The 9909-nt window shown below is 72.4% G+C and carries 10 protein-coding genes and 1 pseudogene; 5 read left to right on the top strand and 6 right to left on the bottom strand.

Annotation, left to right across the window (positions count from 1 at the left end; translation table 11 throughout):
* A partial coding sequence (locus tag BHU15_RS15480; protein WP_255293118.1) for an AfsR/SARP family transcriptional regulator occupies positions 1–1269 on the bottom strand: 1269 nt, incomplete at its 3' end.
* Positions 1270–1442: 173 nt separating this feature from the next.
* On the opposite strand from BHU15_RS15480, the pseudogene BHU15_RS15475 reads away from it, so the two are divergent.
* A pseudogene (locus BHU15_RS15475) lies at positions 1443–2242 on the top strand (site-2 protease family protein).
* On the opposite strand, the gene BHU15_RS15470 reads toward BHU15_RS15475, so the two are convergent.
* Both BHU15_RS15470 and npdG read right to left on the bottom strand, forming a co-directional pair.
* Positions 2235–2483 (bottom strand): hypothetical protein, encoded by a 249-nt coding sequence (locus tag BHU15_RS15470; RefSeq protein ID WP_079128161.1) that lies wholly within the window; start codon positions 2481–2483, stop codon positions 2235–2237. The pseudogene BHU15_RS15475 and the gene BHU15_RS15470 sit on opposite strands and share 8 nt — an antisense overlap.
* 12 nt (positions 2484–2495) lie before the next feature.
* Entirely contained in the window at positions 2496–3209 is a 714-nt protein-coding gene (npdG, locus tag BHU15_RS15465) for an NADPH-dependent F420 reductase (RefSeq protein WP_069627727.1), read from the bottom strand.
* A 138-nt stretch (positions 3210–3347) separates the two neighbouring features.
* Here npdG and BHU15_RS15460 point away from each other — a divergent pair, with 138 nt between their 5' ends.
* Positions 3348–3983: a hypothetical protein gene (locus tag BHU15_RS15460; RefSeq protein WP_069627726.1), complete on the top strand. Its 636-nt coding sequence runs from the start codon at positions 3348–3350 to the stop codon at positions 3981–3983.
* A 43-nt stretch (positions 3984–4026) separates the two neighbouring features.
* The gene (locus BHU15_RS15455; RefSeq protein WP_069627725.1) at positions 4027–5367 is read left to right on the top strand and encodes an MFS transporter; all 1341 of its coding nucleotides are present in this window, start codon (positions 4027–4029) and stop codon (positions 5365–5367) included.
* 124 nt (positions 5368–5491) lie between these two features.
* Here the strand turns inward: BHU15_RS15455 and BHU15_RS15450 are convergent, their stop codons facing one another.
* Positions 5492–5719 (bottom strand): hypothetical protein, encoded by a 228-nt coding sequence (locus tag BHU15_RS15450; protein ID WP_023542180.1) that lies wholly within the window; start codon positions 5717–5719, stop codon positions 5492–5494.
* A 70-nt stretch (positions 5720–5789) separates the two neighbouring features.
* Between BHU15_RS15450 and map the strand changes: the two genes are divergently transcribed.
* Together map and BHU15_RS15440 are read left to right on the top strand one after the other, a co-directional pair.
* Positions 5790–6647, top strand: a complete 858-nt coding sequence (map, locus tag BHU15_RS15445) for a type I methionyl aminopeptidase (RefSeq protein WP_069627724.1) — start codon at positions 5790–5792, stop codon at positions 6645–6647.
* 151 nt (positions 6648–6798) lie between these two features.
* Positions 6799–7464 carry a biliverdin-producing heme oxygenase gene (locus tag BHU15_RS15440; protein WP_069627723.1) on the top strand — a complete coding sequence of 222 codons (666 nt, stop codon included), beginning with the start codon at positions 6799–6801 and terminating at the stop codon, positions 7462–7464.
* 6 nt (positions 7465–7470) lie between these two features.
* Here BHU15_RS15440 and BHU15_RS15435 read toward each other — a convergent pair whose 3' ends face one another.
* Together BHU15_RS15435 and BHU15_RS15430 are read right to left on the bottom strand one after the other, a co-directional pair.
* Positions 7471–8148, bottom strand: coding sequence for a PhzF family phenazine biosynthesis protein (locus tag BHU15_RS15435; protein WP_069627729.1), 678 nt, complete (start codon positions 8146–8148; stop codon positions 7471–7473).
* 125 nt (positions 8149–8273) lie between these two features.
* Positions 8274–9863, bottom strand: coding sequence for an HtaA domain-containing protein (locus tag BHU15_RS15430; RefSeq protein WP_069627722.1), 1590 nt, complete (start codon positions 9861–9863; stop codon positions 8274–8276).
* Positions 9864–9909: the final 46 nt, after the last annotated feature.

Genomic DNA, 9909 nt, shown 5'->3' with positions numbered 1-9909 from the left:
CTCCCGCCCGACGAAACTGGTGATCCGGGCGGGGAGGTTGCCGGGCGGGAGGCCGCTGTCGGCGGGGCCGCCGGGCCCGGACCGACCGCTGTCGCCCCACCCCGCGTCCGAGACGCCGTGCGGCGCCGGACCAGCGGGGGCGTCGCCCCCCACCGGGCTGTACGGCCCGGCGGGACCGCCACCATGGCCGGCGGAGCCGGGCGTTGCGCCATCGGCGGCATGGCCGCCGGGCGCCGCGTCGGGGCCACCGCCCGACGCCAGACCGGCGGGATGCTCCCTCCCGCCGGGGCCGCCGCCGGGCCGCACCGCGTCGCGTCCCGGACGCGAGGCACCCTGCCGCGCCGCAACAGCGGGAAGGTCACCCCCGGCCGGGGCGGGCAGCCCGGCAGAAGCGCCGTCGGCGGCACCGTCGCGACGCCCCGTGTCGGGAGCGACCGAGCCGGCCGGGCCGCCAGGCGCGGCGGCACCGGGCGTGGAGCCGTGCTTCGAGCCGGCCGGCCGGGCTCTGGAGGAACCGCGTCGGTAGGTGTCGTCCTCGTCGGCCTCGTCGGGCGGGTTCAGCAACTCCTTGTAGAGCGTGCGCAGTTCCGGGCCCGGGTCCATGCCCAGGCGGGTCGACAGGTCGCGGCGGACGTCCTCGTAGGACGACAGCGCCTCCGCCGGGCGGCCCGCCGCGCGCAGGGCGCGGATGCGCAGCGCCTGGAGCAGTTCGTCGATCGGGTGCTCGTCGCAGAGCAAAGCGAGTTCGGGCAGTGCCTCCTCAGCGTGGCCGAGCGCCAGCGCAGCCGTGAGGCGGGCGCGGCGGGCGCCCAGTCTGCGGGACTCCCAGCGCGCCGACTCGGCCCGGTGGTGGGGCAGATCGGACAGCGCGGGGCCGTCCCACAGCCCCAGCGCCTCGTCCAGCAGGCCGGCGGCCAGCTCGGGGCTTCCGCCGTCCAGCGCCCTCGTTCCCTCGGCCGTGAGCCGCTCGAAGCGGAACAGGTCCACGTCGTCCGGTTCGGCGCACAGCCGGTAACCACCGCCGTCCGAGACGACGGTCCCCGCCCCGAGCGCCCGGCGCAGCCGGCTGACCAGGGCCTGGAGCGCGCCCGGGGCGTCCGCGGGTACGTCCCCGTCCCAGACCGCGTCGACCAGCGTGGCCGTCCGGACGGTCCGGCCGGGCCGCATCGCCAGCGCGGTCAGCAGCGCGCGCAGCCGTGCTCCGCCGACGGCGTACGGGGTGCCGTCGGAGCGCAGTGCCCGCGTGGGGCCGAGGAGCCGGTAACGCACCCCACCATTGTCCGGTACAACCTTCCGGTCGGCCGACCGCTCCCCCATGTCCGTGGACCACATGTCCCGGGCTCCCCCCTCGTTCCGCCCCCGCGAGACGTTCCCGCCGTGTCGCCTGTACGGTCGGGCACACCCCGCACTCGTATCCGTTCCGCGTCCTTCTGGAGCCGCGCATGAACACCGCATCCTCGCGTAGCGACCGGCGGACAAGTCCCGTCTTCCTCGGCATCGTCGCCGTCACGGCGGTGACGGGGTGGGCCGTGTGGACGGACTTCGCGGCGGACGCCCGTATCGCCGTCTTCCTCTTCGTCACGTCCGCGTGGATCGTCTCGCTCTGTCTGCACGAGTACGCGCACGCCCGCACCGCCCTGCACAGCGGCGACATCTCCATCGGTGCCAAGGGCTATCTGACGCTCAACCCCCTCAAGTACACGCACGCGTTGCTGAGCATCGTGCTCCCCGTGATCTTCGTCATCATGGGCGGCATCGGTCTGCCCGGTGGCGCGGTCTTCATCGAACGTTCCCGGATCCGGGCCGCTGGCGGCACAGCCTGATCTCGGCGGCGGGTCCGCTGACGAACCTGCTGTTCGCGGCCGTCTGCACGGCGCCGTTCTGGCTGGGTCTGCTCGACGGTGTGCCGCTCGTCTTCCGCTTCGCGCTCGCGTTCCTGGCGCTGCTCCAGGTGACGGCCGCGATCCTCAACTTCCTGCCCGTGCCGGGACTTGACGGCTACGGCGTGATCGAGCCGTGGCTGTCGCGCAAGTTCCGCGCCCAGGTGGAGCCGTTCGCGCCGTTCGGACTGCTCGCGGTCTTCGGCATCCTGTTCATCCCCGAGGTGAAGCGCGCGTTCTTCGAAGGGACCGACGCGATCCTGAGCGGGCTCGGCATCAGTGATCTTGAAACCTACTGCGGCCAGAACCTCTACCGCTTCTGGACGACCCGCGACGAGTTCTGCCAGTCGATCGTCAGCTAGCGCGCGACGCGGTCCGCCCCTTGCGCCGGTAGTACCACGCCATGTTCGACGACAGCCCGGCCAGCAGCACCCACACGACTCCGAGCCAGCCGCTCCCCCGCGTGAAGGACACCACGGCCGCCCCCACGGACAGCAGGCAGACGATGAGGGCGTAGAGAGCGAGGCGGGGCATGGGGTCGGCTCCTGTCGGGGGCGGGAAGGGCGTACGTACGACGCGTAGCGCCCGTCCAGTGTCCCCCATGCCCTGTCGGCCTCAGACGTCGGTGACGCGCAGCCCCGCGTGGGCCTTGTAGCGGCGGTTGACGGAGATCAGGTTCGCCACCAGCGACTCCACCTGGTGCGCGTTGCGCAGCCGCCCCGCGAACACCCCCCGCATACCGGGGATACGGGCCGCCAGCGCCTGCACGATGTCGGTGTCGTCCCGCACCTCGCCCAGCACCATCACGTCGGTGTCGATCCGCTCGACCTCGGGGTCCTGGAGCAGCACGGCGGACAGATGGTGGAAGGCGGCGGTGACGCGCGAGTCCGGCAGCAGGGCGGCGGCCTGTTGGGCGGCACTGCCCTCCTCGGGCGTCAGCGCGTAGGCGCCCTTCTTGTCGAAGCCGAGCGGGTTGACGCAGTCGACGACGAGCTTGCCCGCGAGTTCGTCCTTCAGCGATTCCAGCGTCTTGGCGTGACCGTCCCACGGCACCGCGACGATGACGATGTCGCTGCGGCGCGCGCACTCGGCGTTATCCGCTCCCTCGACGCTCGCGAGGCCGAGTTCGGCGGCCGCCGCCTCGGCGCGCTCGGCGGCCCGGGAGCCGATGATCACTTTCTGACCGGCCCGCCCGAGCCGGTAGGCGAGCCCGCGCCCCTGGTCGCCGGTGCCGCCGAGCACGCCGACGGTCAGGCCCGAGACGTCGGGCAGCTCCCAGGGGTCCTTCGCGGGGGGCTTCGGCGTGCTGCCACTGTCAGTAGAAGTCATGACCTCGACACTACTTGGCGGTACGGAGGCCACCGGCACGCGCCGTCCCGTTCGCCGGATCGTCGCGGAATGGCCCGTTCGAGTGACGGCGGCCGGACCCCCGGCGCGGGGCGCGGCGCTGCGGCAGGATCCCGGCCCATGGATGCCGTACGTGTCGCCCTGCTCCGTGAAGTCCTGGCCGGTACGCGGTGGCCGGCGGCGACCCGCCGGTTCGCCGCGTCCCTGCGGTCCTCCGTCGTGCCGCACGGGGGTGGACTGCTGCTGGTGGGGACGCGGGCGTACGAGCCGTGGCACCTGGCCGCGCATCTGGTGGACGAGGCGACGTGGTCCGGCCGCCCGGAACTGGCGCCGCTGCTCGTACGGCACCGGGTACGGCCCGGCGACCCCGCGCACCTGGCCGTCGGGCTCGGCAGGCTCCAGGGGGCGGGGCGGGGCGAGACGCTGCTGCTGGTGGCCCCCGAGCGGCCGGACGGCGGGCTGCTGGAGCGCGTGCACGACGCGCGGCGGGCGGGGGCGACGGTGCTGGCGCTCGGCAGCGGGGACCCGGAGGTGACCGGTCTGGCGCACGACGCGCTCACAGTCGACCCGCCGGAGCCGGACCCGGGAACGGAGGTGGCGAGCGCGAAGGGCATCGATCTCGACATGGTGCAGCACCTGGTCAGCGCGGCGGCCGGCGAGAACAGCCTGCCGTCGACGCGTGGCAGGCGGCGCCTGCGGGACCGGCTGTCGCGGCTCGCCGACCAGCTGACCTCGCCGCCGCCCGCCCGCTGGTAAAGGATTTGCCCGTCGTGACCGTCACGACGCAGCATGGCCTCTCGTGACCAAAAAGCTTTCCGCGATCCTGCCGGACCTCACGCCGCTGCGCACACTGCGCGAGTTCCGACTCCTGTGGATCCAGGGCCTGGTGACGTATTTCGGCAGCTCCATGGCCATGATCGCGCTGCCTCTGCAGATCAAGGACCTCACGAACTCACCGCTCGCGGTCGGCGCGATGGGCGCCGTCGAGCTGGTCCCGCTGATCGTTTTCGGGCTGTACGGAGGGGCGCTCGCCGACGCGGTCGACCGCCGCAAGCTGATCCTGCTCTCCGAGGCGGGCCTCGGGCTGCTCGCGGTCGTCCTGCTGGTCAACGCGCTGCTGCCGGAGCCGGCGCTCTGGCCGCTGTACGTCGTGGCCGCGGGCGTCTCCGCGCTGGCCGGCATCCAACGGCCCGCGCTGGACTCCCTGATAGCCCGGATCGTGCCGCACGCCCAGCTCACGGCCGCCGCCGCGCTCAACGCGCTGCGCTGGCAGACCGCGGCGGTCGCGGGGCCGGCGGCGGCCGGCGTCGTGGTCGCGTTCTCGGGAACGGCGACGGCGTACGCGCTGACCGTCGTCGGGTTCGTCGCCTCCGTACTGATGTGTCTGCGGCTGCGCCCGGCACCGCCTTCCAAGGAGGCGGCGAAGCCGTCGCTGCGCGGGATCGCCGAGGGCGCGCGGTACGCGTGGAGCAAGCCGGTGCTGCTGGGTACGTACGCGGTCGACCTGAGCGCGATGTTCTTCGCCTTCCCGCTGGCGATCTTCCCGTTCCTCGCGGAGGACCTCGACGCCGAGTGGGCGCTCGGCCTGATGTACGGGGCGATTCCGCTGGGCTCCGTGCTGATCAGTCTGACCAGCGGCTGGGCGTCGAACGTCCGGCGGCACGGCTTGCTGGTGGTGTTCGGCGCGGGCGGCTGGGGCCTGGCGATGACCCTGGCCGGGCTGATGCCGAACATCTGGCTCGTGCTGTTCTGTCTGATGCTGGCGGGCGCCGGCGACATGCTCAGCGGGCTGGGCCGCTCGACGATCTGGAACCAGACGATCCCCGAGGAGCTGCGGGGCCGGCTGGCGGGGCTGGAGGTGCTGTCGTACAGCGTGGGCCCGCAGCTCGGCCAGGTCCGCGCGGGCACGGTGGCGGGCTGGACGGGGACCCGCCCTGCGGTCTGGAGCGGTGGCGTGGCGTGCGTGGTGGCGGTGGGGCTGCTGGCCGCGGTGCTGCCGAAGCTGATGACGTACGACGCGGCGACCGACGAGGACGCGTTGCGGCGGAAGGCGCAGCAGGAGGCGGAGCTGGCGGCGGACGCGGCGGCCGATGCCGGGACCGGTGCCGCCGGGGCCCCGGCCCCTGGAGCGGTTGCCTGACGCGGGGCGGTCGGCTCTCCCCGTACCCGCCCCTTCCGCGCCTTCCCGAAACCGGAACCGGGGGCCGGCCCCCGGACCCCGGCGCACCGGGCTCCGTCCTCAGACGCCGGACGAGCCGGAGCGGTCAGGTCCCGGACGGGCCGTCGGGCTTGTCGTGCCAGCGGGGGTCCGTCTCCCATTCCTGGTTGCGTTCCGCCGCCGTCTCCATCGCGTTCTCCGCCTCCCGCTTGGAGGCGTACGGGCCGAACCGGTCCTTGGCCGGACAGTCCGGGCCCTCCTCGACCCGCTTGTGCTGGAGGCAGTAGTACCACTCGCCCGGCTTGCCCGCCGTGCGCTTCTTGAACAGGGCCATCGTCGGCTCCTTCCTCTGCCCGCCATGCTGCCCCACCGGCGGCTTCGGCACGCTGGTTAGACTCGCTGGCATGTCTGGCCAGTCACTCCTCGTGCCCGGGGAGCTCTCTCCCGTCCGTTCCGTTCCCGCGAAGATCCGGCGCCCCGAGTACGTCGGGAAGCCGCTCCCGGCCCCCTACACCGGGCCTGAAGTGCAGAGCGACGAGACCGTCGAGCTGATGCGGATCGCCGGCCGGATCGCCGCCCAGGCGATGGAGGAGGCCGCGAAGCACATCGCGCCCGGCGTCACGACCGACGAACTCGACCGGGTAGCCCACGAGTTCATGGTCGACCACGGGGCGTACCCGTCGACCCTCGGCTATCGCGAGTTCCCCAAGTCGCTCTGCACCTCCGTCAACGAGGTCATCTGCCACGGCATCCCGGACTCCACCGTGCTGCGCGACGGCGACATCGTGAATCTGGACGTCACCGCCTACATCAACGGCGTGCACGGCGACAACAACGCCACCTACTACTGCGGTGACGTCGACGAGGAGTCCAGGCTGCTGGTGGAGCGGACCCGCGAGTCGCTGAACCGCGCCATCAAGGCCGTCAGGCCGGGCCGGCAGGTCAATGTCATCGGCCGCGTCATCGAGTCGTACGCCAAGCGCTTCGGCTACGGCGTGGTCCGCGACTTCACCGGGCACGGCATCAACTCGTCCTTCCACTCAGGGCTGATCATCCCGCACTACGACAGCCCGCACGCGACGACCGTCATGCGGCCCGGCATGACCTTCACGATCGAGCCGATGCTCACGCTCGGCACCCACGAGCACGACATGTGGGACGACGGCTGGACCGTGGTCACGAAGGACCGCAAGCGGACGGCGCAGTTCGAGCACACGCTCGTGGTGACGGACACCGGGGCGGAGATCCTGACGCTGCCGTGACCTCGTCCAACGGGTACGGTTTTACCGACAGGACGTCGGGAACCAGTTGACTTAGGTAAGCCTAAGTAGGAGGATCGGCGAAGGCAAGCGCTCTGCTGCCCCGCCGGATCTCGGTCTGGTTTCCCGTCCCCCTCGGCCCCGGAGGCCCGCCTTGGACGCAACCGCCACCGCCACCCCGTTCTCCACGCTGATCCGTGTCGCCTCGCAAGAGAAGCACACCGAGGTGAACACCTCGACCTTCATGAGCGACCTGCTGGGGCAGCGGTTCGGGGTGGAGGCGTACACGCGCTACACCGAACAGCTCTGGTTCGTGTACCGGGCGCTGGAGGACGCCGCCGGGACGGTCGAGGGCGATCCCGTCGCGGGCCCGTTCGTCCGGCCCGAGCTGATGCGCGTCGACGCCCTGGAGCGCGACCTGACGCATCTGCGCGGTGCCGACTGGCGCGCCGGCCTTCAGCCGCTGCCCGCCACCGCCGCGTACGCCGCCCGGATCACCGAGTGCGCCCGCACCTGGCCCGGCGGCTACGTCGCCCACCACTACACGCGCTATCTCGGGGATCTCTCCGGCGGTCAGGTCGTGCGCGACATGGCCGAGAAGACCTGGGGCTTCGCCCGCAAGGGCGACGGCGTCCGCTTCTACGTCTTCGACGAGATCGCCAACCCGGCGGCGTTCAAGCGCGCCTACCGCGAACTGCTCGACGCCGTACCGGCGGACGACCTGGAGAAACAGCGCATCATCGAGGAGTGCCACCGGGCGTTCGACTTCAACGGGGCCGTGTTCCACGAGCTGGAGGGCGAGTTCCCGCTCAGCGCGTGACGGACCTCAGCGCGTGACGGACCTCAGCGGGGACGGGAACTGGCGGACACGTCCGCCGATCTCGATCCAGCCGTCAGGGCCGGGGGCAGTGAGAATCTGCGACCCCCGGCCCTGAGTGATGTTCAGCGCCCGCCCCAGCTCGGCGGTGAGGAGCAGGGCCGCCGCGCCCGTCGCCTCGTCCTCCACGATGCCGTCGTCACGGCGCGGGAAGCCCCGCGCCCTGACCCGGCCGGCCGACTCGTCGTCCCAGGCCCACGCGTAGAGCCAGCCCTCTCCGGGCGGCGGCGCGGGCAGCGCGTCGACCTCGGCGACCGTGTCGTAACGGCGCAGGACGCGCGGCGGGGACCATTCGGGGCGCGCCGTGATCCAGGTGAACTCGCCGTCCTGGCGCACCCACACCTCGCCGACCGGCGGGTTGACCAGCTCCAGGTCGAGCAGCCACGCGGCCCCGACGAGCGGGTGTCCGGCGAACGGCAGCCGCAGGCCGGGCGTGTAGATGTCCACGAAGCCGCGCTCGGGGTCGTCCACGAACACGGTCTCGCTGAAGCCGAGTTCGGCGGCGAGCGCCTGCCGGGACGCCTCGTCGGGGTAGTGGCCGCCCTCCCGTACGACTCCGAGCGCGTTGCCGTGCCGCCCGTCGCCCCCGCAGAAGACGCGCAGTACTTCGATGCCGCCGTCGGCCATGTCGTTCACGCAGGCATTGAAGCATCAGTCGTCGCGGCGCCGTGTACGAGGTGGCCCACGACGCGGCAGGGCCGTACCGCGCGTGTCACGCGGTACGGCCCTGCCCCCACGGCTCAACCGGCCTGTCAGGCCTCGCTGTTGGCCGGGTTACGGCGCCGGGCGAAGTACACCGCGGCACCGCCCGCGACGGCGAGCGCGCCCGCCACGCCCATCAGCGCGCCGGCCGGGACGTCGGCCCCGGTGCTCGCCAGGTTTCCCGCACCGCCCGCGGAGCCGCCGACGGACCCGCCGCCCGCCGTACCGGCCGTGGCATCCGTACCGCCCGTGGTGCCGGCGCCACCGGCCGTACCGCCGGCGCCGCCCGCACTTCCCGAACCACCCTGGGGCAGTTCGGCGTCCTTCGTGAGGGAGACGGCGGCGGTGACGGCGTCGAGGGCGTCACCGGCCTGGTACATGCCGCCGAACGCCTTCGTACCGTCCGCGGTGAGCGAGGCGGGCACGGCCTTCAGCGCGACGACACCGTCCTTGGCCTTCAGCTCACCGGCGGGGAGGTCGAGCGTGGCGATGGCCAGGTCCTTGAAGGTGGAGACCTTGTGGGTCGTACGGTCCTTGGTGCTGACGTCCGCGACGAGGGTGCCCTTGCCGTTCTTGATCTCCGCCTCCAGACCGCTGAGCTTGAGGTCGAGGACATAACTGCCCTTGTCCTCGTGGCCCAGGAAGCGCACCGATCCCTCGAACGCGGCGGAGAGGGTCTGCGCCTTCGCGTCGAAGGAGCCGGTGGCCTTCGGGAAGCGGTAGGCCGCGCCCGGCCGGGTGGCGCCTGCCGCCAGTTCGACCTCGCCGTTGGCGATGGGGCCGGTGACGTACGAGCGGAAGCTCTCCTTGACGCCCCAGTCGAGATTGCCGTCCAGGACGGGCTGCGCCGTCGCCTCGTCGGTGGGCTGATCGGTGGGCTCGTCCGTCGGTTCGTCGGTGGGCTCGTGCGTCGGCTCGTCGGTGGGCTCGTCCGTCGGCTCGTCCGTCGGCTCGTTCGTCGGCTCGTCGGTCGGCTCGTCGGTGGGGGCCTTGCCCGCCGTCACGGTGAGCGTCGCCGGGTCCAGCACGGTGCCCGCCGGGTAGAAGCCCGCGAACGCGTCGGCGCCCGCCGCCGTCAGCTTGGCGGGGATGTCCTTGAAGACCATCGCGCCGTTCTCGCCCCGGCCCGGACTGACCGCCGTCAGGTCGAGATCGGCGACCGACACGTCGTCCCGCGTCTCGGTCTTGCCCTCCGTCACGCTGGTGACGTCGGCGGTGATCTCCCCCGCCTCGCGGCCGGTGTTGACCTTCACATCGCTCAACTTGATGTCGAGGACGCCGTGGTGACCCTCGAAGTGCACGCTTCCCTTGAAGGAGGTGGCGGTGGCGTGCGTACCGGTGTCATAGGTGCCCGTGCCGTCGGTGAACGTGAACACACCGTTGGCGGCGGCCTGGGTGGCACCGTCGGCAGCCGTGATCTTCCCGCTCGCGACGGGCGAGAGCAGGTACTTGCGGAAGGACTCCTTGAAGCCCCACTCCAGGGTGCCGTCCTTGAGTTCGAGCTGCGGGGCGGCGGGGGCTCCGGGCTCGGCGGGAGCGGCGCCGGAGGCGACCGCCGGGACGGCGAGCGCGGTCGCGCCGATGGCGACGACGGTGGCGACCGCCGCGGCGAGCGCTATGGGACGTCGGGTGGCTGGCATGTTCGGGGATCTCCTCGGGGGTGGGAAGCGCGAAAGAACTGGGGGG

It is taken from the genome of Streptomyces niveus, assembly GCF_001723055.1.
In the GTDB taxonomy this organism is placed as follows: domain Bacteria; phylum Actinomycetota; class Actinomycetes; order Streptomycetales; family Streptomycetaceae; genus Streptomyces; species Streptomyces niveus.
The sequence above is the reverse complement of the archived record's forward strand: the minus strand, read 5'-3'. Positions and strand labels throughout refer to the sequence as shown.

Bases quoted from the DNA above. Each gene is read 5' to 3' on its own strand.
- BHU15_RS15430 (WP_069627722.1), bottom strand. From the start codon at position 9,863: ATGCCAGCCACCCGACGTCCCATAGCGCTCGCCGCGGCGGTCGCCACC.
- npdG (WP_069627727.1), bottom strand. From the start codon at position 3,209: ATGACTTCTACTGACAGTGGCAGCACGCCGAAGCCCCCCGCGAAGGAC.
- BHU15_RS15450 (WP_023542180.1), bottom strand. From the start codon at position 5,719: ATGGCCCTGTTCAAGAAGCGCACGGCGGGCAAGCCGGGCGAGTGGTAC.
- map (WP_069627724.1), top strand. From the start codon at position 5,790: ATGTCTGGCCAGTCACTCCTCGTGCCCGGGGAGCTCTCTCCCGTCCGT.
- BHU15_RS15470 (WP_079128161.1), bottom strand. From the start codon at position 2,483: ATGGGGGACACTGGACGGGCGCTACGCGTCGTACGTACGCCCTTCCCG.
- BHU15_RS15460 (WP_069627726.1), top strand. From the start codon at position 3,348: ATGGATGCCGTACGTGTCGCCCTGCTCCGTGAAGTCCTGGCCGGTACG.
- BHU15_RS15435 (WP_069627729.1), bottom strand. From the start codon at position 8,148: ATGGCCGACGGCGGCATCGAAGTACTGCGCGTCTTCTGCGGGGGCGAC.